Origin of the sequence: Sphingobium sp. LSP13-1-1.1, from assembly GCF_040676415.1 — a bacterium.
Lineage (GTDB): Bacteria > Pseudomonadota > Alphaproteobacteria > Sphingomonadales > Sphingomonadaceae > Sphingobium.
In genome coordinates, this window is record NZ_JBEGHU010000034.1 from 281,910 (window position 1) to 299,441 (window position 17,532).

Genomic DNA, 17,532 nt, shown 5'->3' on the forward strand with positions numbered 1-17,532 from the left:
AAAGCAGACGGCACGCGAATTGGTCGGCAAATTTATCCTGCCGCGTTATACGTCCCATTCCAGATCGAGCCGTTCGACCGAATTGACTATGCCCGTGCGCACTCGGGGCATACACCCTTCGACCAAGCGAAAATCGGGAATCCGCTTGAACCATTCTTCGAGAAATATGCGAATTTCCCGCTTGGCCAGACGATTGCCGATGCAGGTATGGGGGCCGGTGCCAAACGCCAGGTGTTTCGGACGCTTGCGCTCAAAATTCAGCGTCATCGGATCGTCGTTTACCGTCTCGTCCAATCCTGCAAGGGGGAACAGGCATAGCACGATGTCGCCCGCCTTCATTTTCGCGCCCGCGATTTCGGTGTCCTGGCGCACCAATCGACCGAGGTTGCTGGTGCCGAAACGCCGCGCAATCTCTTCCACAGCATTATCCAACAGCTCAGGCCGTGCTGCGATCATGCGCCGGAGTTCAGGATGCTGCGCCAGGTAACTTGCGGCCAGGCTTGTCATCGACACGACCGTGTCCAGTCCGCCCCCGACAATCAGCAGGCACATACTGAAAATCTCATCATCGGTCAGCGGCCTCCCTGCCACCTGTCCCGACAGGATCGACGTGATGAAATCGTCGCGCGGTTCATCCCGGCGCAGTTGTATCTGGCGCAGCACGTAATTGGACATGTCCGTCCAGGCTTGCGCCGCATTGGGATTGGTTGGGTCACTCATTTCAACCGCCACGCTGCGCAGATAAGCGAAATCCTCGACCGGAAGGTCAATCAGGGTCAGGAATGCCATAATCGGCATGACGCCGGCGAAATCCTTGACGAATTCGCATCGTCCGCGGGGCTGCAACTCCTCGATGATCGATGCCGCTGCGGCGCGGGCGCGGTCAGTCGCGCGCGCTAGCGACGCTGGCATGAACGCTGGCATCAACAGCTTGCGATATGGGCCATGTTCGGGTGGATCGAGTTGCACGGGCGTCTGAAACGGAATGACGCCCTTGGGAATGAAGGGCTCCGCATTCGAAAATGTGCCGTGGTCCAGCAGTATCTTCTCTATGTCAGCGTAGCGACTGACTATCCAGTGACCGCCATAACGCGGCGTCCAGAACACACGCGGATGCCGGTCCTGAACATCTTTCCACAGCGCATGGACGTCGAGCGTCTGCCCATGTTCCAGCCCTGGCAAATTGTAGATATCGACATCAAAGATCAGATCGACGGGCACGTGCGCAGGTGCTTCGACGTCCTTCAGGACCGTTGCCACAGCGGCTCTCCATTCCCAATTTTATCGGTACGGAAGGCTATCATCGGCCAATTTGGACCACAATCTGTAGCGGAGCTGATCACGTCCGTGCTGGATGCGCCATTCAGCAGAATAAAATTGGCCTCGGCTACCGGTTCGATACTCTTCTCGCGCGTTGAACCGATCCCAGAGGTCGGAGCCATGCGCTACAGCAGGAGAGGCTATGGCCAGGATATTGGTGGTGGGCGGCACCGGGTTGATAGGCGCGGGCGCAGCGCTGCACCTTGCCGAGCAGGGTCACGACGTGACGATCGCAGGGCGCAATCCGCCTGCACCCGGTGCGCTCGATCGCCTCGCCTTCGCGCAGGGCAGCTACCAGACCGACGATTTCGATGTCGCCTTCCTGTCGCGCTTCGACGCCCTGGTTTTCGCCGCAGCCAATGATGTGCGGCAATTGCCGCCGAACGCCAACGAAGCAGCCTATTTCCACCAGGCGAACAACATTGCCGTGCCTGCCTTCTTCGCCCGGGCGCGCGCTGCCGGAATCGGTCGGGCTGTCTATGTAGGCAGCTATTATACTGCCGTTCTTCCGCGCTACCGCATCGAAGCGAGCGGCTATGTCGCTTCGCGCAAAGCGGCGGACGACGCTGTGCGCGCCATGGCTAGCGACAGCTTCCACGTCTGTAGCCTGGAAGCCCCTTTTATCATGGGTCATGTGGAGGGCGTGGGTGCGATTTCACTGGAATGGTCGATCCGTTACCTGCTCGGCCAGATGGACAGCCAACCGCTCTGGATGATTCCAGGTGGCGGCAATTTCATGTCGATCCTGTCCTTTGCCGAGGCTGTCTCCGGCGCGCTCGAGCGGGGCGAGAACGGGAAAGCCTATCTCGTAGGCGACGAGAATTGGCTGTTCGCTCATTATTATGAACTGATCCTCGACGCCTTGGGCCGACCGCAGTCCCTGCCGGTGCGCGACGCCGAACATCCTTCGATGCCCGACGCCACCCTTTATTCCGGGCGTAACACAATTGTCGCCTATGAACCCGAACCTGAGAGCGTCCGGCGCCTCGGCTATCGCCGGCACGATGCGGAACGGGCGGTGCGGGCAATGATCCCCTATTATCTGGCACGCATAGGGAGCGAGTGAACCCGGCGGCTGATGTGGCTGAAAATAGACTGGGAACGGTGCTGTCAGTCCAATGCGAACTCGTCTCCACCGGATGCATTTCGGGTGGGAAGGGCAGGCGGAACCCCCCTCCTGACATCACGTGCATTTGCTTTGACAGCGCTAGGTGGACGAGCGGCAGCAAAGCCATTCCTCCTTCACATGCATAATGCGCAACGTTAAGAATTAGCATCGCGATGTGCCAATTTCGGGGAATGATTTCAGCAATCTTCCTATCAAAGGCATCAACGAAGAGAGGATCATGATGACGGACCACAGCCTGCACCCTGAAACAATGGTCCTTCACGTTGGGTGGCGGGCAGATCCCGCGACCGGATCGGTCGCGCCGCCAATCTATCAAACCACCTCCTATCAGTTTCGCGATGCCGATCATGCCGCTGACTTGTTCGCCCTGAAGGAACTGGGCAACATCTACACACGCCTCGGCAATCCCACGACCGACATCCTCGAACAGCGCATTGCCGCGCTCGAAGGGGGTGCCGCTGCGGTCGCGGTGGCGTCGGGACAATCCGCTTCGGCCTTTGCGATCCAGAATCTTGCGAAGTCAGGTGACAATATTGTCAGCGGGACGGACCTGTATGGCGGCACCTGGAACCTGTTTGCAAATACGCTGAAGAACATGGGCATCGAGGTTCGCTTTGTGGATCCCGCCGATCCAGACGCCTTCGTTCGCGCCAGCGACGATCGCACGCGGGCCTGGTACGCCGAAACTCTGCCTAATCCCAAGCTCGTTGTATGTCCGATTGCGGAGATCGCCGCACTCGGTAGGCCGATGGGCATTCCGCTCATCATGGATAACACGGCCGCCCCGCTGATTGCCCGTCCGTTCGACCATGGTGCGGCAATCATCGTCTATTCGACCACCAAATATATCGGCGGGCATGGCACTTCCGTGGGTGGCATGATCGTGGATAGCGGCAACTTCGACTGGAGCGCATTCCCCGATCGACAACCCCTGCTCAACACACCTGATCCAAGCTATCATGGAGCGGTGTGGAGCGAAGCGGCCAGGCCCCTGGGCCCGATCGCCTATGCCTTGCGCGTAAGGACGGTATTGCTGCGTGACCTTGGGTCGGCATTGTCCCCTTTCAACGCATTCCAGATACTGCAGGGCCTGGAAACCCTCCCCCTGCGCATGCCCCGGCATTGTGAGAATGCCGTCAAGGTTGCAGCCTTCCTGAACGCGCGGGCGGATGTACTGAACGTCATTCATCCCTCGCTGCAAACCGGACAGCAGGCCGAGAGAGCCGCCCGGATTCTGACCGGAGGTTATGGTGGGTTGCTCGGCTTTGAGCTTGCCGGCGGTCGCGAAGCGGGCCGCCGGTTCATCGACGCGCTCCAGTTGTTTTACCATGTCGCCAATATCGGGGATGCGCGCAGTCTGGCGATACATCCCGCGTCAACCACCCATTCCCAGCTTTCAGAGAAAGAGCGCGCCACCGCCGGTGTATCGGAAGGCTATGTGCGCCTCTCGATCGGGCTGGAGCATATCGACGACATCCTTGCAGATTTGACCCAGGCCTTGGGTCATGCCGGCTAGGACGGATCGACATCCAGCCCCGACGGCCTGCAAATCGCGGTTTTCCGTGCTTCCGGTGCTCACATACTGAAAGTACGCTGCGCGCCGGGTCACGAACAATCACCATTTTCGGCTCGTCATCATCTGAATGTCGATCCGTCCTAATCCCGACCTGATGGATTGGTACGGGAATGAAGACGAAAGCGCTGCAGCGCCGATTTCAAAGCCAAGGTGACGCTGGAAGCGATCCGTGGGGACCTGACGCTGACAGAACTGGCTGCCAAGCATGGGGTCCATCACACGATGATCGCGGCCTGGAAGCGGCAGGCCATCGACGGGATGGCGGGCACGTTCTCCGGGGCGAGCGATGCGGCCAAGGCAGTCAGCGAGGGCGAGGTGGAAAAGCTGCACGCCAAGATCGGGCAACTGATGGTGGAGCGGGATTTTTTAGCGAACGCCTTTGGTCGATGAGCGTGGATCGGAGGCGGGCGATGGTCGAACCTGCTCACCACCGCCTGTTGATCTCGACGCAATGCCGCCTGCTGCAGATCAGTTGTTCGTCCTATTATTACGCCCCGGTTCCGGAAACGGACGAGACGCTGGCGCTGATGGCGGTGATCGACACCGTGTTCATGGACTGCCCCTGGTATGGCAGCCGCCAGATGGCGCGGCATCTGCAGCGCCTTGGCCGTGCGGTGGGTCGCCGTCGGACTCGGCGGTTGATGGCGAAGATGGGTCTGACGCCGATCTACCAACGGCCCCGAACGAGCGATCCGCACCCACAGCACCGGGTCTATCCCTATCTGCTGCGCAAGCTGGCAATCGAGCGCCCCAATCATGTGTGGTGCGCGGACGTGACCTACATTCCGATGCGCCAGGGCTTCCTCTATCTGGTCGCCATCATGGACTGGGCGAGCCGCAAGGTGCTGGCCTGGCGGCTGTCGAACACGATGGATGCGGGATTTTGCGTCGCGGCGCTGGAGGAGGCGCTCGCCCGCTTTGGCAAGCCAGAGATCTTCGGATCAGGGCAGTCAGTTCACCAGCAACGCCTTCACCGGCGTTCTGCGGGCGGCCGAGATCAAGATCAGCATGGATGGCCGGGGACGCTGGATGGACAATGTCTTCATCGAGCGGCTCTGGCGGTCCCTGAAATACGAATGCGTCTAATGTCCCAAGTGCCGCCTACCTATTTCGACCCTTATGAGACGCCCAGCCTCCCATTCTTGCTTCCCAGGTGCAGACGGTCCGCTATTCCTTCAGGTGTCGACCAATTTTTGCAGTTCCTCAAAGGAAGCCGCAACGACGGCATCTTTCAAAAAGCGGTCTTCAAAGCTGAAGATGCGATGAGCACCGTGCTGCAGCTTGCTCGCGATCGTCTATGGCGACGACCATATGGTCGGAAAGCCATGAGCCCAGACACCGTCCAACAAGCGTCATGCCTGCCTCTTCTCCGAGCAACAGAGCGACGTCGCGGCACAATGCGCCGAATGTCATGCCGCAACGCAGTTTGAGCAGCGCCTGCAATTCGGCATCGTCGATAGTCCTGATACGGCACTGTTCGCCCTGACGCCACAAGAGGGCGACATCGGGCCTGTCCAGATATTGCGGCGCGGGCGGCTCCTTCTGATCAACCAGGGCCGACCATATGACAAAGCCATTGGTGTTAAGATGCAGAAGGTTGATCGACGGCGCGAACGTCAAGACCGCGCGATCCCAATCGAGATCGCCCAAACCGTCCAGCCCAACGGCAGAGCTGTCGGCTGCGATGAACAGGTCTTCGAGTGCAAGCTCGATGCCGGCGATTTCCGCGATCTCGGGATCAGCAGCGTGAAGTCGTGCAAGTGTTGCCGGAAAATCGCGTCCATATGCGTCAAGCGTCCAACTGCTCGGCGGGACGTTGTCAATGTGATGCACGGCGGCATGAAGAAACATGTCTTCGCCGATCCACGCGCGTGTCCGCTGGAAGCTGCTTTCCAGACAGGCGACAAGTTGGGTACGATAATTATTTTGATAAACGGCAAGACCTGGCGCAGCGGTCGCACCGATGCGGTCGGCAGCAGCCCCATCTTCCCGCATCAGCCAGTCACGCATGTCGCGCTGAAGCGCCAGCAGGCTCATGCCGCTTCCTCCAGCTTTCCGGCGGCGATCCGACGCGCAGTTCCGAGTTCGGCCAGAAGGTCTAGCAACGGCGGGATGGCGTCGTCGCGCTCGATCATCGTCGCGACCGGCCCAAGCTTCGGCAGGACATGTGCATAGAGCTGCCACACGGACGGAGGTACCGTCCGGTCATGCGTGTCGATCAGCAGATGGTCACCCTGACTGTGCCCGGCGAGATGGATCTGGCGCACGCGATCATGCGGCACGGCGTTGAGATAGGCGATGGGGTCGAAGCCATGATTGCTGGCGCTGACGAACACATTGTTCACATCGAGCAGCAGACCGCAGCCAGTTCGCGCGCACAGGGCGTCGATGAACTGCCATTCGGTCATGTCCGCTGGAGCGAGATCGATATAGGTCGAAGGGTTCTCGATAAGCATCGCACGGCCCAGCGCGTTCTGCGCGCGGTCGATATTGGCGCTGACGATGTCGAATGCTTCCTGCGTATAGGGCAATGGCAACAGATCGTGCGAACTGAACTCTTCGATCCGCGACCAACTCAGGTGATCCGAAACGAACAAAGGTTCGATGTCATCGACAAGCGCGCGAAGCCGTATGAGATAGGCCCGATCGAGGCCGTCGGCGGAGCCGATGGACATGGACACGCCATGCAGGGCGACGGGGTAGCGGGCGCGGATGTCGCGCAGGATACGCCGCGGCCGACCGCCGTCGATCATGAAATTCTCCGAGATCACCTCAAGAAAATCGACCGCGATGCGGTGGTCCAGGAAGTCGGCGTAATGCGGTTTGCGCAGTCCAAGTCCGAAACCGGGAAAGGACGGGATCATGGGCATACTCCCTGCTCATGAGGACTGCCCGGCGCGAATGGTCGCGCCGGGCATGGGAACGTCATTTCGGCTCGGTCAGGCTGCCTCCGGCGGCCTTGCACGCCTTGACGGTCATGGCCTTGAAACCATGCCCCTTGCAGACATTCTGCCCCTTGCACTCGTTGCTAGCGGTCTTGCAGTCGGACGTGCCCTTGCAGCTGTTGACGCCGTAGCAATGGACGACCTTCGTATCTGCGCTGTCCTGCGCCACGGCCGGGGCCGCTGCTGCCGACACGATCGCGATGGCGGCGGCGGAAGCTGCCATGCCGATGCCGCTATTATAGGTGAGCATGATGATCTCTCCGAAAATATGTTGAGCCATTATGGCCCCTGTCATTCGGTTTGGAGCGGCGTGCGGTTACAGGGGCGGTTGGAATTTTAGGGACCGGGAATAGGCTCCGTAACCGCGCGGTTTGCGGCTTACCAGCGCAGCAGCCGCGGCCCGACCAGCATGCCGATCAAGGTCGCGAGCAATATTCCTAGAGAATACCAGGTCAGGACGAAGATCGCCGAGACTTCGGGACAATGGATGCAGTAGACGGTCGCCGCGAAGGCTCCTGCCGACAGACCGGCGGCCGCACCGGCCGCGCGGAGCCGGGTCGGGGCGAGCCTGCGGAAGGACCATAGCAAGCCGGCAAAGATCGGGGCCGATAGCGACAGGACCAGCCAGGGGCAACTCTTCCAGCTATGGCCGAGCCACATTGCCAGCCATTGCGATGATGGCGTGCGCGCCAGTTCGAGCAGGCCGACCGCCGCAAGAAGCACGACGGGTATCGCAAGCGCCCAAAGGCCGCGCAATCGACCGCTGTCGGGCCGGGCGAGCTGGGCCGTCATCATCAGCGCGGCGATCGACAGGGAAAGGGTGTATCCCCATTTCACCCAGAAGGACGCGCCCTGCATGGCCGTGCCCAGATCCGGGCGGACGCCGATCGACGCCAGGATCAGCAGCGCCGACGCGATACCGCCGGCGACGATCCCGATGGCCAGCCGCCGCGCGACGCTGTTTCTGCCCACCGGGCGGGTATCGCTGGCAAGCTGCCGGATCAGATCGTCCGTGTTCATCGCATCGCCCCCTGCACCCGCGCCATCAGCGCCTTCAACCCGCGATGCACCGAAATCTTCACGTCGGATTCGCCTATGCCTTCCGCGCTTGCCGCTTCGGCGACACTCAACCCCTCCAGCCGGGTCGCGCGGATCATCCGTGCCTGCTTGGGCGGCAATTGCTTCAGCAGATCGTCTATGTCGAGCTTCGCGATGCTGCTTGTTTCAAATTCGTCGGCGACCAGCAATTCTTCCAGATCGTCGATCGGCCGCAACCGGCCGACGCGGCGGAAATGGTCGATCATCTTGTAACGGGCGACCGCATAGAGCCAGGAGGTGAAGGCGCGCCCGCGATCATAGGTCGCGCGGCGGGTGTGAACGGCTATAAGGGTGTCCTGCACCATATCCTCGACATCGTCGTCGGCGCCGCGAACACGGCGCCGATAGAAACCCCGCAGCAGCGGAACAAGCAGGCGCAGCAAGGCCGCATGGGCGGCGGCGTCGCCGTCCAGCCCATCGATCATCAACGCGCGCAGATGCTCCTCTGTGGTCTGCATTCAATCTCCTCGCCCGCATGTTCGGACCGGACCGGCCATCGGTTACATCATCGACGGAAATTTTTTGCGCTGTTCGATTGTAACCGCACCTTGCCCTTCCCCGAACCCACCGATGTGACACGGGCTTCACGCCTCCTCCCCGGTCACCGCGCGGCCCGGCCCCTGTCCGGGTCGCGCGCAGAGGCGACGGATCGAAGAGGACATTATCATGCGTACCACTCATGCCGCGCTCGCCGCCAGCATCGCTATCGCTTCGGCAACCGCGCTCGCCGCGTCCGCCCATGCCGAGACGAAGCCGAAGATGGAGAAATGCTATGGCGTCTCGCTCGCCGGCAAGAATGACTGCGCGGCCGGTCCCGGCACGAGCTGCGCGGGCACGTCGAAGGTCGACTATCAGGGCAATGCCTGGAAGCTGGTGAAGGCAGGCACCTGCACGTCGATCAAGACGCCCAAGGGCAACGGCGCGCTTTCCCCCAAGGCCTGACCATGGCGGCCGGGGCGCCATTCCGTCCCGGCCATGCCTCCTGGAGACGAACGATGAATCTGCCCTCGCCAATCCACGGCGCCATCGTCCGGCGGATCGAAACGCTGCTGCCCGATGCGCTGTTGCTGCTGGTCGCCCGTCTGGGCATTGCAGCCATATTCTTCCTGTCGGGACGGACCAAGGTGGTTGGTATCCTTACCATTACCGACAGCACATTTGAACTGTTCCGCACCGAATATGCCCTGCCGCTCGTCCCGCCGGATCTTGCGGCAACGATGGCGACCTGGGCGGAGCATCTTTTCCCGATATTGCTGCTGTTCGGCCTGTTCACGCGGCTTTCGGCATTCGCCCTGCTCGGCATGACCCTAGTCATCCAGACATTCGTCTATCCCGATGCTTGGCCGACGCATCTCAGCTGGGCCGCGATCCTGCTTCCGCTTGTCGCCCGCGGCGGCGGCATCTGGTCCATGGATGCACTCATTTCCCCCCGATTGAAGATGTGAGGCATGGGGCCGCCAAAAAAGGCTGCCTGACCGCGATCAATGTTCTCCCGACCCGCGTTCAGGGGGAGGCGGGCTTCGCAGAGCGGGCCGACCGGATGTCATTCGGCGCCAATTTTTGGTACCCGACCGCTATTCAACCCTGCTCGATTTCATCTTCGCTGCTTGCCGTCCATTCAGCGATGCTGGCCTCCTGACCGATCAGTGCGAGGCCGTGGGCGATGGAGGTCAACTCATTGCCACTCGCAATGTGGCTCGCGGCGAAGCGTTCCTCAAACAAGCGGCGGACGGAGGGGATCAATGAGGAGCCGCCGGTCAGGAAAACATGGTCTATCGCACCCGCGCTGATCCCAGCCCGGTCGAGCGCTACATCCACCGTCGCGCCGATGCGGGCGAGGTCGGGTGCAATCCAGCTTTCGAAATCGGCACGGCTGACGTCCGCCTCCACACGCACGCCCGAGCTGTCGAAATGGAAGTGCGCGCGCTCCTCGGCGGAAAGCGTCCGCTTCAACCGCCCAACCGCGTCATAGAGCGGATAGCCAAGCTCATTTTCCACCACGGCGATCATGCGGTCGATCGCGGCGGGATCATTCGCTGCCCGCTTCAGCTTCTCCAGCTCGGCCAGCGTACGCCGGTTATGCATCAGCGCGAGGCGGGCCCAGTCGCCGAAATCGGCGAAATGGCCGGGCGGTATTTCCAGCGTCTTGCCCATGGACGCATAGGTGCCGCCCTTGCCCAACATCGGCAGGACCAGCTTATCCATGATGCGATAGTCGAAGCGATCACCCGCCATACCGATGCCGGCGGACCCGAGCGGCGTACAGCGCGGCAGGGTCCCCGGCGCCTCTATCCGTACGACAGAAAAGTCGCTGGTGCCGCCGCCGAAATCCGCGACCAGCAGAGTGGCAGGTTCGGCCAGGCGGGAAGCAAAACTGAACGCAGCGCCCAGCGGCTCGTAGACATAATGGATTTCCCGTTCGAGGGCCGCAAACATGAGTTCGTACCGCCGGCAGGCAAGTGCGCTGTCCGGGCGCTGCCCCGCATAGCGGACTGGGCGTCCCACGATGATGCGGGAAGGGAGGTCCTTTAGCGCGTCGGCAGCATGCGCCCGCAACCGCTCCAGGAAAACATGGCCCAGCTCCTCGAAGCGAAGCCGCTTGTCGAAGATTGTTGCATGTTCGAACGCCCTACTTGCTGCCACGGATTTGAAAGATTGCAGGAAGCGGCTGCCTTGGGGGAACTCAAGGAACTCGGCGATGGCCCAAGGCCCCGCTTCACGCGCGACACCGCCGGAAACGCCATGATCCTCCCAGAAGCAAAGAGCGGAGCGGAAGATCGACCCGGTGTTGTCGGGCCCCGGATAATCCACCATCCTCGCCTCGCCATCCACGCCGCCCAGCGCGACAACCGAATTGGTGGTGCCGAAGTCGATGCCGATCGAGCGAGCCAGCGAAGTCATGATTCCGTCCTGTTATGTGCGGATTGTGGAGGCGGGCTGGCGGCTATTGCAGGCATGGACCGGCGGCGCAACCAGTCACACGCGTCATCGGGGAGGTCTTGGGCGAACGGGCGTTCGGCAAGGACGGATGGATCCGACGAGGCGGATCAGTCAGCTTCGTGTCGGTACCGAACGAGATGGTGGTTCGGCTTCAGCGATGGCGGGAGTGCACGATCTATGCCCCCCTTAGTCACCGTTGGCATCAACCATGAAAACCGTAGGTTTGCCTCGCGAAGCAGGATCCCATCCTGCCGATAATGCTGCCCGAACCCCTCGCGAAGCAATCGCATCGTTGATGTGCAAACGGCCTTTCGGCAATCCTCTCATCAGGCGCTTGGGTGCGGGAAATTCCAGTACCGCTTCGCGCGGCATGTTTCTCTGGCGCAGGGAGACAGTCATTCCCTTCCAGCCATCGGAAGAGGACAATTGAGGCTCGCTCAGGAGTTCCCAATCAAATTTGGAACCATCGATCTCGACAGTGCCGCTGCGGCCGGGTGCTTGAAACATGTCAGACCCTTAGCATGTCGGCAGCAGTACACCACCCCTGGCATCGGGAGGCTTTTTCGACGCCCTCAGTCGCCATTCCGAGCGAACAGGATCACATGATCGAGTCCATTACCAGCGGGCGCAGAGGCACAATGTCTGGAGCACGGCCAACGAGCGTGCCCCTTTGGATGATGGGTGGGGCGAGGCTCTATTTTAATCGCCCAGCCAACCGGATATAATCTCGCCCTTATGCTCTTCGGGCGCTAACGCGGCGCGCAAAGCTTCCAACAGTGGCGGCAGTGCCTGCGTGAAAGCGTAGGGCGGATTGACGATAAAGAGGCCCGCGCCGTTATAGATGCCAGGTTGCTCGCTATCGTATAGCCAATGCTCCACCAGTAGCAATTTCGGGATGCCGAGCTTGCGTAACTGCTGTTTCCACCGCCAATGCGTGGCGCTGTCCTTCAGCGGATACCAGATCACCGTCACGCCATGCGCCCATTTGCGGTGAGCGGCGGCGAGGGTGGCGGTGATGCGCGCGCGTTCGTCCAGCTGCTCGTAGGGCGGGTCGACCACCACCACGCCGCGCGCGGTGCTGGGCGGCAGCATAGCCAGCCAAAGTTCGTAGGCGTCGCGTTCATGCACGGCCGCGCTCGTGCCCCGCATCACGCCGCGCAGGGCGTAAGCGTCTTCCGGGTGCTTTTCGTTCAGGATCAGGAAATCCTGCGGGCGCAAAAGCTGGGCCAGAAATCGCGGTGAGCCGGGGTAAAGGTGCGGTTCGTCACCCACATTCACCGCCCGTACGGCGGCGCGGTAGTCATCCAGCAAGGGGTTCGGATCGGCAAAGACCCGCAGCACGCCCTGCGTGGCTTCGCCGGTGCGTTGGGCTTCGTCGCCGCCAAGGTCGTACAGCCCGCAGCCGGCATGGGTGTCGATCAGGGTCAGCGGGCCCGGCTTGTGCTGCAAAGCCCGCACCAGGGCGATCAGCAGGCTGTGCTTTACGACATCGGCGCTATTGCCGGCATGGAAGGAATGGCGATAATTCATCGTGGTTCAAAATCCTGACGGCCCGCCTTTAGACGAGCTGCCGGACCTTCTGCAAAAGCGAAATTATGGCCGAACCGGTATTGTTGGGCGTCCAAACCGAGTGCGAGGCAATTGAAGCAACCAATCCGGTGCTCGCATGAGGGCGGGCGGAGACGACCCCTCCTTGCCGCTTAGCGGCCAAATTTCGCTAGCCGGCAGCGGACATCTCATTGCCGCGCTCGAGCCGGCCATCATGTCTGCTTTGTTGGACAGTCCCGACAGGCAGCTTAAGAGTTATAAGAGGGGAAAAGCGGTCATTGCCGCAGCCAAGCGCTGAGCCGACGGATGAACCGGCGCCACCAGCTTTCACGCCGATTATAATAAGCCGCGCGCCGCGCATCCTCTCGAACTCGACCCTCGGCAATCTGCTGCGGAGTCAACTGACCGGCCCATTCAACGCTGCCGCCGATGATGAAGTAATGCGCATTGCAAACGTTCCAGTTTCCGACAGATGGCATCAATGTCGGCCCACTCGTGTCGGCGGAGATGGAAAAGTCGACTGGACCGATCGGCAGATAGATGACGTCGCCGCATCCGCATGCGCAAAGGTGTGCCGAGATTTCATATTCCCTGGACCAGTAGAGCGCACCCGGTTCGAGAATCTCCGGCAATTCCTCCACCTCGACGAGTCGATATCTCATGCATCGCCAATCCAGTTGCTGGAGCCGATCGAGATCAGGCTGTTTCGGTAGCCAGCCTCATCTGTGTAGAAGCCACGGAGCTGCTTGTAGCGCATAACGGCGATTGCAGCATTCAGCGCATTGAGTTCGACGATTTGAACGAACGTGCGATAAGCGCCCTCATCGGTCCGGCGATCGAGCGGTACCTCCTCGATTGCTTTCGCTGCCGACGCCTGCGTGAATAGGGTGGTTCGGACCAAACCGTCGAGCGAACCTTCTTCCTTCTCGACGCCCATGCCGACATCGATGAAATCGATGCCGCGGCCGGTGAGCATCTCGCAGATTTCCGCCCGCGCCTCGCCATCGTCGATGCAGACGAACGCGAAAGTAATATCGGTGAATAGAGCCTCATCGCCCGCACTGATGCGCTTGTTATGAAAGGTAAGGCCGTGGCGAAACGGCTCATATTTGCGCCGGAGGACATCGGTCTTCAGATGGCCGAACTGGTTCATCGGAACCTCACCCGGCAGGCGAAAGCCATTATGGACTTTGAAAGTATCGAAATCATATGCGTCGATCGTCGCTACGGGCGTCTTCACGATGAAGTCGAGCACGAAGGCACCAGTGCCCCCGAGACCAATGACGGCAACCCGGTCGCCCGCAACCAGCTGATTCAGGTCCATGATCTCTGCCTTTGCTGAGAAAGTGTCGCGGACCTTGAAAGGGGATGTATCGGGCGGGACGTCGTAGGTCGCGCCGGTGCGGGATGACACACCGTATTTCTGCTCGGCGGGTCCCGAGATCAGAGATACATAATGCTCGACCAGCAGGCTGTAGGTTGCGAAGCCTTCCTCAGGCTTGTTGGAGAGATGGCGAACATAGGTCGTGTCACCGATCGGCAGCGAAACGGTGCCTGTCCCCAATTTTGGAATGGCCGTCCCATCCGCATAGTGCGCGTTGGCCCCCGACCAATACATCTGGTGATTATATGGCGAACCGAGAGTTTCCGGCGTCGGAAGATTCAGCTTCGCCGCGAGACGCCCCTTGTGGAGCTCCCCGCTGCTGTCGAGGTAATAGACGTCATTGACCACCAGATGGCCGCCGACGATCGAGAGCGCATAATCCCTCTCGATCAGCCGCTTCAGGTCGTCATGATTCTCCAGTGCGTTTGACACGGAAGCGCATCCCTTCAACGATTTCGACGGATCCGCCCTTCGAGAGCGTACCCTGGACATGGCCGGAAGCACCGCGCTCGTAGACGATGCTGTAAGTGGCGTCGGGGAACTGCGCGAAATCAGGATAGGCCAGTTCGACAACCCGGTTGTAGCTGATTTTACCCTTCGGCTCCTCGAACTTCCGCGAATTGATCGCGATCGTGACCAGCTTGTCTTTAGCCATGATGCTCTTCTTCCTTCTGATTTGGCGACGCAGGCCCCGTCTCGGATGCCAATGTCTCAGTATTTGCGGTCGAGGGGCGGATTGGGATCGCTGCCGTAGGAATCGGCGTCCCGAATCCGCCCGTCGGGCCGGTGGATCACGACCTCGCCGGCCCCACGAATCGCCCGGTCACGGGCAGCGTTGATTGCGTCGGCCTGGGTCGAGTGCGTGCTGCCGACCCGGCTGGCGCCTTCGCGGCGTGTCGCCCACGCCCCGTTGTGGGGCACGACGTGGATGCGCTTGTCATTGCTCATGTCTTCAATCTCCTGTCGGCGGGGTTGACCGCTACAGCTCGTATGTCTATCTTGACGAACTCGTCATGTTCCGCTATGGCCATCAGCGACGGTGCCCCAAGACGGATTTGACGAGTTCGTCATCAACTATATACGGAATCGTCATGAATGAGTCAAGCTCGGAATCCCTGTTTGGAACACGGCTGAAGGAAGCCCGCGAACGACAAGGACTTAGCCAAGCCCAGTTGGCGGATCGCTCCGACATGCAGCCGTCCGCGATCGCCCACTTCGAGGCGAATCGCCGCAAGCCGTCATTTGAAAATGTGCGCCGCCTGGCGACAGCACTCAGCGTATCGTCGGATTACCTATTGGGGGTTCAGGCGACGGTGGCTTTCAGGAATGAGGACAAGCTCACTGCCGGCGACCGAGATTATATCCAAGGTCTCATCGACCGGCTGGCGGGGGAAGGAAAGTCCTGAGATGGCGGGTAAATTCCGTCTCCTGATGGCAACCCAAACTGGACAGAAGCGGGCGCGGGACGATGGCTACCACGCCTTTCCCGTGGACCCGTTCGCGATCGCTGCTAAGCACGACCTTCATGTCGAGAAGAAGCCGGCCGGGATGCCAGGTGTGTCAGGCGCTCTCATTTTCGCTGAGCCTAAGCCGATCATCATTTATTCCGCCGAACTCGAGAATGAGGGATTCGAGCGATTCAGCGTGGCCCACGAGTTGGGACATTATTTCCTGCCCGACCACCCTGACGAGATTCTGAAGGCCGGCGGGCGGCACTTCTCACGGGCCGGGTTTACGGAAGGGAGCAGCTCAATTGAGCTCGAGGCAGACCATTTCGCCGCCGGACTGCTGATGCCGGGCGGCTTGGTGCGTAGCCATCTCGATCAGCATCGAGTGGGTCTTGAGGGCATCTGCCGGCTGGCCGAGGACGCCCGCGTCTCGCTCACCGCGGCAGCGATCCGGGCTGCGGAATGCGTATCCTTTCCCCTCTGCATCATCGTCAGCAGCGGCGCGGAGGTCAGTTACTCCTTTCCATCCGACGCGTTCAAAAGGCTGGGCAAGCGTATCTTTCTCAAGAAGGGAGACCCTCTGCCCGTCGGCGCGACGGCGGCCTTTAACGCGCGGCCCGAGAACGTGTTGGCGGCTCGTCGCGCGACGGGCGAATGCGACCTCATGGACTGGTTCGACACCAACAACCATGTGCATCTCGACGAGGAGGTGATTGGGCTTGGCTGCTATGGTTTCACCCTGACGGTACTGTCTTCGGATGATCTCGCCGAGTCGGAGGACGAAGATGACGATGACGAGGTAGCAACGGTTGAGCGCTGGACGCCCCGTTTTGCTTATGGCCGCTGATGGCCGCGAGCAGCTGCCAATCCATTAGTGATGCCGATGGCAAGCAAGCGGGATAAACAGCGCGAGCGCGGCGAGAGGCGACATCCGCTACCGTCGAGCACGCGCTCGTGTCGTGGAGATCTTGACCAGTGGAAGACGCTTGCACCAAGTGCCGCGCGGGAGATAAACAACATGGAGGAGATTGTGTGACCAAGGCCACGGACGGCAACGGCGGATCGGCTTCCGCATCCGCTCCCGAAGATCGGCTCGCGGCGTTGGCACCGTTGGCGCCTGACGACTTCTTCCGTATCACGATCGAAGGTGCCGCGAGCGTTCTTCGCGACAAGGCCAATCCGCTGCGTCTAAATCTCTTTGCGACTGCCATCCGCATGCTTTTCGAACATGTCATGGGTACACTTGCGCCGGATGCCGAAGTCGAAGCCTGCGCCTGGTACAAGCCAATCGAAGGACAGGCGAAGCCTGTGCGTGCGCAGCGCATCCAATATTGGCTGCAGGGCGGCCTGACCGACGGATATCTCAAAGATGAATTGGGTCTTGAACCCCAGGAGCTTCGCGCCGGACTTCTCCGCGCCTTCAACAAGCTCAGCAAGCATGTTCATGGCCGTGCCGACACGCTGGTGCGTGATCCCGCCGAGCAGGCCGCCGAGGCGGAAGCGACGGTGACGGCCGTGGAGGAGTTGATCCATGCCTATCACGACTGCCGCGCGGCGCTCATCGATCCGCTGACCGAAGGACTCGACGAAGGGGCGGTCGACAGCCTGCTCTCGGAAACCATCCTTTCGATCGACGAGCTGGCGTCCCATCACACGATTGATGAAATCTACACCGACAGAACAGAGGTCGCTTCGATCGGTCCTTCGACCGTGCGCTATTGCGCCACGGGCACTGTCTCGGTCACGCTGCAATGGGGTTCGAACTCCGATCTGCGGCGTGGCGATGGCGCAGAGCTCGACGAGTGCTTCCCGTTCCAGTGCCTGTTCGATGTCCCGCTCGAAGATCCGCGGGACCTGTCCCAAGCGGAAATCGTGTCCGGCGTCGACACCAGCAGCTGGTACGGAGACGATTGGCGGGACGACGGTCCGGGAGAAGAGGGCAGTTCGAGCGAAGTCGGAGCTGGCGGGGCGGACCTCATCGCATGGCTGGACGGTGACGACGATAGCGAGCGTCTCGATTTCTGACGAGCGCAGCTGCCTCGAATTGTGGTGAGAGGTTTCCGTGAACGTAAGGCAAGTTTTGAGTTCCTCTCCCGGAACTTCGAACGTCTGCCTTTTTGGCGGCTCCGCTCGGGCAGCGAAAG

20 protein-coding genes and 1 pseudogene are annotated in these 17,532 nt (G+C 60.8%); 8 read left to right on the top strand and 13 right to left on the bottom strand.

All coding sequences use genetic code 11. The features are described from left to right. Positions 1-45 precede the first annotated feature (45 nt). Positions 46-1,260, bottom strand: coding sequence for a cytochrome P450 (locus MRBLSP13_RS16665; protein WP_363738762.1), 1,215 nt, complete (start codon positions 1,258-1,260; stop codon positions 46-48). Positions 1,261-1,462: 202 nt separating this feature from the next. On the opposite strand from MRBLSP13_RS16665, the gene MRBLSP13_RS16670 reads away from it, so the two are divergent. The 3 genes and pseudogenes from MRBLSP13_RS16670 to MRBLSP13_RS16680 form a co-directional block, all read left to right on the top strand. After that, on the top strand, positions 1,463-2,386 hold the full coding sequence (locus MRBLSP13_RS16670; protein ID WP_363738764.1) for an NAD-dependent epimerase/dehydratase family protein: 924 nt from the start codon (positions 1,463-1,465) through the stop codon (positions 2,384-2,386). Between the two features lie 283 nt (positions 2,387-2,669). Next, positions 2,670-3,965, top strand: coding sequence for an O-acetylhomoserine aminocarboxypropyltransferase/cysteine synthase family protein (locus MRBLSP13_RS16675; RefSeq protein ID WP_363738965.1), 1,296 nt, complete (start codon positions 2,670-2,672; stop codon positions 3,963-3,965). 177 nt (positions 3,966-4,142) lie between these two features. After that, positions 4,143-5,108 (top strand): annotated as a pseudogene (locus MRBLSP13_RS16680) (IS3 family transposase); the annotation flags it as partial. 162 nt (positions 5,109-5,270) lie between these two features. Here MRBLSP13_RS16680 and MRBLSP13_RS16685 read toward each other — a convergent pair. The 5 genes from MRBLSP13_RS16685 to MRBLSP13_RS16705 all read right to left on the bottom strand — a co-directional run bounded on the left by MRBLSP13_RS16685 (position 5,271) and on the right by MRBLSP13_RS16705 (position 8,526). Beyond that, positions 5,271-6,062, bottom strand: a complete 792-nt coding sequence (locus MRBLSP13_RS16685) for a DNA-binding domain-containing protein (RefSeq protein ID WP_363738766.1) — start codon at positions 6,060-6,062, stop codon at positions 5,271-5,273. Further along, positions 6,059-6,889, bottom strand: a complete 831-nt coding sequence (locus MRBLSP13_RS16690; RefSeq protein ID WP_363755619.1) for a DUF692 domain-containing protein — start codon at positions 6,887-6,889, stop codon at positions 6,059-6,061. Before MRBLSP13_RS16690 ends, MRBLSP13_RS16685 begins: the two co-directional genes overlap by 4 nt. Positions 6,890-6,950: 61 nt before the next feature. Beyond that, positions 6,951-7,220: a hypothetical protein gene (locus MRBLSP13_RS16695; protein WP_363738967.1), complete on the bottom strand. Its 270-nt coding sequence runs from the start codon at positions 7,218-7,220 to the stop codon at positions 6,951-6,953. A 128-nt stretch (positions 7,221-7,348) separates the two neighbouring features. Continuing rightward, positions 7,349-7,990, bottom strand: coding sequence for a DUF1109 domain-containing protein (locus MRBLSP13_RS16700; RefSeq protein WP_363738770.1), 642 nt, complete (start codon positions 7,988-7,990; stop codon positions 7,349-7,351). Further along, positions 7,987-8,526, bottom strand: a complete 540-nt coding sequence (locus MRBLSP13_RS16705; RefSeq protein ID WP_363755620.1) for a sigma-70 family RNA polymerase sigma factor — start codon at positions 8,524-8,526, stop codon at positions 7,987-7,989. The genes MRBLSP13_RS16700 and MRBLSP13_RS16705 overlap by 4 nt, the downstream gene beginning before the upstream one ends. 208 nt (positions 8,527-8,734) lie before the next feature. Here MRBLSP13_RS16705 and MRBLSP13_RS16710 point away from each other — a divergent pair, with 208 nt between their 5' ends. Further along, entirely contained in the window at positions 8,735-9,010 is a 276-nt protein-coding gene (locus MRBLSP13_RS16710) for a DUF2282 domain-containing protein (protein ID WP_363738773.1), read from the top strand. 53 nt (positions 9,011-9,063) lie between these two features. Beyond that, positions 9,064-9,513, top strand: coding sequence for a DoxX family protein (locus MRBLSP13_RS16715; RefSeq protein WP_363738775.1), 450 nt, complete (start codon positions 9,064-9,066; stop codon positions 9,511-9,513). Positions 9,514-9,646: 133 nt separating this feature from the next. On the opposite strand, the gene MRBLSP13_RS16720 is transcribed toward MRBLSP13_RS16715, so the two are convergent. From MRBLSP13_RS16720 to MRBLSP13_RS16750, 7 genes are all read right to left on the bottom strand, one after another. Further along, positions 9,647-10,969 (bottom strand): Hsp70 family protein, encoded by a 1,323-nt coding sequence (locus MRBLSP13_RS16720; protein WP_363738777.1) that lies wholly within the window; start codon positions 10,967-10,969, stop codon positions 9,647-9,649. A gap of 225 nt (positions 10,970-11,194) precedes the next feature. Continuing rightward, the gene (locus MRBLSP13_RS16725; protein WP_363738779.1) at positions 11,195-11,515 is read right to left on the bottom strand and encodes a hypothetical protein; all 321 of its coding nucleotides are present in this window, start codon (positions 11,513-11,515) and stop codon (positions 11,195-11,197) included. A 192-nt stretch (positions 11,516-11,707) separates the two neighbouring features. Further along, positions 11,708-12,538 carry a 23S rRNA (adenine(2030)-N(6))-methyltransferase RlmJ gene (locus tag MRBLSP13_RS16730; RefSeq protein ID WP_363755621.1) on the bottom strand — a complete coding sequence of 277 codons (831 nt, stop codon included), beginning with the start codon at positions 12,536-12,538 and terminating at the stop codon, positions 11,708-11,710. A gap of 293 nt (positions 12,539-12,831) precedes the next feature. Continuing rightward, the gene (locus tag MRBLSP13_RS16735; RefSeq protein WP_363738782.1) at positions 12,832-13,218 is read right to left on the bottom strand and encodes a DUF6527 family protein; all 387 of its coding nucleotides are present in this window, start codon (positions 13,216-13,218) and stop codon (positions 12,832-12,834) included. Further along, positions 13,215-14,372 carry a ThiF family adenylyltransferase gene (locus MRBLSP13_RS16740; RefSeq protein ID WP_363755622.1) on the bottom strand — a complete coding sequence of 386 codons (1,158 nt, stop codon included), beginning with the start codon at positions 14,370-14,372 and terminating at the stop codon, positions 13,215-13,217. Before MRBLSP13_RS16740 ends, MRBLSP13_RS16735 begins: the two co-directional genes overlap by 4 nt. Next, positions 14,347-14,595: a multiubiquitin domain-containing protein gene (locus tag MRBLSP13_RS16745; RefSeq protein ID WP_363738786.1), complete on the bottom strand. Its 249-nt coding sequence runs from the start codon at positions 14,593-14,595 to the stop codon at positions 14,347-14,349. Before MRBLSP13_RS16745 ends, MRBLSP13_RS16740 begins: the two co-directional genes overlap by 26 nt. A 56-nt stretch (positions 14,596-14,651) precedes the next feature. After that, the gene (locus MRBLSP13_RS16750; protein ID WP_363738788.1) at positions 14,652-14,888 is read right to left on the bottom strand and encodes a DUF2188 domain-containing protein; all 237 of its coding nucleotides are present in this window, start codon (positions 14,886-14,888) and stop codon (positions 14,652-14,654) included. A gap of 143 nt (positions 14,889-15,031) precedes the next feature. Here MRBLSP13_RS16750 and MRBLSP13_RS16755 point away from each other — a divergent pair, with 143 nt between their 5' ends. The 3 genes from MRBLSP13_RS16755 (at position 15,032) to MRBLSP13_RS16765 (ending at position 17,413) form a co-directional block, all read left to right on the top strand. Continuing rightward, a complete protein-coding gene (locus tag MRBLSP13_RS16755; RefSeq protein ID WP_363738790.1) occupies positions 15,032-15,346 on the top strand; it encodes a helix-turn-helix domain-containing protein in 315 nt (104 codons plus the stop codon). Between the two features lies 1 nt (position 15,347). Then, positions 15,348-16,235, top strand: coding sequence for an ImmA/IrrE family metallo-endopeptidase (locus tag MRBLSP13_RS16760; RefSeq protein WP_363738792.1), 888 nt, complete (start codon positions 15,348-15,350; stop codon positions 16,233-16,235). Positions 16,236-16,420: 185 nt separating this feature from the next. Continuing rightward, positions 16,421-17,413, top strand: coding sequence for a hypothetical protein (locus MRBLSP13_RS16765; RefSeq protein WP_363738794.1), 993 nt, complete (start codon positions 16,421-16,423; stop codon positions 17,411-17,413). Positions 17,414-17,532: the final 119 nt, after the last annotated feature.

Excerpts from the sequence above, each read along its gene's own strand:
- MRBLSP13_RS16675 (WP_363738965.1), top strand. The coding sequence starts at position 2,670 with ATGACGGACCACAGCCTGCACCCTGAAACAATGGTCCTTCACGTTGGG.
- MRBLSP13_RS16735 (WP_363738782.1), bottom strand. The coding sequence starts at position 13,218 with ATGAGATATCGACTCGTCGAGGTGGAGGAATTGCCGGAGATTCTCGAA.
- MRBLSP13_RS16710 (WP_363738773.1), top strand. The coding sequence starts at position 8,735 with ATGCGTACCACTCATGCCGCGCTCGCCGCCAGCATCGCTATCGCTTCG.
- MRBLSP13_RS16695 (WP_363738967.1), bottom strand. The coding sequence starts at position 7,220 with ATGCTCACCTATAATAGCGGCATCGGCATGGCAGCTTCCGCCGCCGCC.
- MRBLSP13_RS16690 (WP_363755619.1), bottom strand. The coding sequence starts at position 6,889 with ATGATCCCGTCCTTTCCCGGTTTCGGACTTGGACTGCGCAAACCGCAT.
- MRBLSP13_RS16685 (WP_363738766.1), bottom strand. The coding sequence starts at position 6,062 with ATGAGCCTGCTGGCGCTTCAGCGCGACATGCGTGACTGGCTGATGCGG.
- MRBLSP13_RS16715 (WP_363738775.1), top strand. The coding sequence starts at position 9,064 with ATGAATCTGCCCTCGCCAATCCACGGCGCCATCGTCCGGCGGATCGAA.
- MRBLSP13_RS16725 (WP_363738779.1), bottom strand. The coding sequence starts at position 11,515 with ATGTTTCAAGCACCCGGCCGCAGCGGCACTGTCGAGATCGATGGTTCC.
- MRBLSP13_RS16750 (WP_363738788.1), bottom strand. The coding sequence starts at position 14,888 with ATGAGCAATGACAAGCGCATCCACGTCGTGCCCCACAACGGGGCGTGG.
- MRBLSP13_RS16720 (WP_363738777.1), bottom strand. The coding sequence starts at position 10,969 with ATGACTTCGCTGGCTCGCTCGATCGGCATCGACTTCGGCACCACCAAT.
- MRBLSP13_RS16700 (WP_363738770.1), bottom strand. The coding sequence starts at position 7,990 with ATGAACACGGACGATCTGATCCGGCAGCTTGCCAGCGATACCCGCCCG.
- MRBLSP13_RS16755 (WP_363738790.1), top strand. The coding sequence starts at position 15,032 with ATGAATGAGTCAAGCTCGGAATCCCTGTTTGGAACACGGCTGAAGGAA.
- MRBLSP13_RS16745 (WP_363738786.1), bottom strand. The coding sequence starts at position 14,595 with ATGGCTAAAGACAAGCTGGTCACGATCGCGATCAATTCGCGGAAGTTC.
- MRBLSP13_RS16730 (WP_363755621.1), bottom strand. The coding sequence starts at position 12,538 with ATGAATTATCGCCATTCCTTCCATGCCGGCAATAGCGCCGATGTCGTA.
- MRBLSP13_RS16760 (WP_363738792.1), top strand. The coding sequence starts at position 15,348 with ATGGCGGGTAAATTCCGTCTCCTGATGGCAACCCAAACTGGACAGAAG.
- MRBLSP13_RS16705 (WP_363755620.1), bottom strand. The coding sequence starts at position 8,526 with ATGCAGACCACAGAGGAGCATCTGCGCGCGTTGATGATCGATGGGCTG.
- MRBLSP13_RS16670 (WP_363738764.1), top strand. The coding sequence starts at position 1,463 with ATGGCCAGGATATTGGTGGTGGGCGGCACCGGGTTGATAGGCGCGGGC.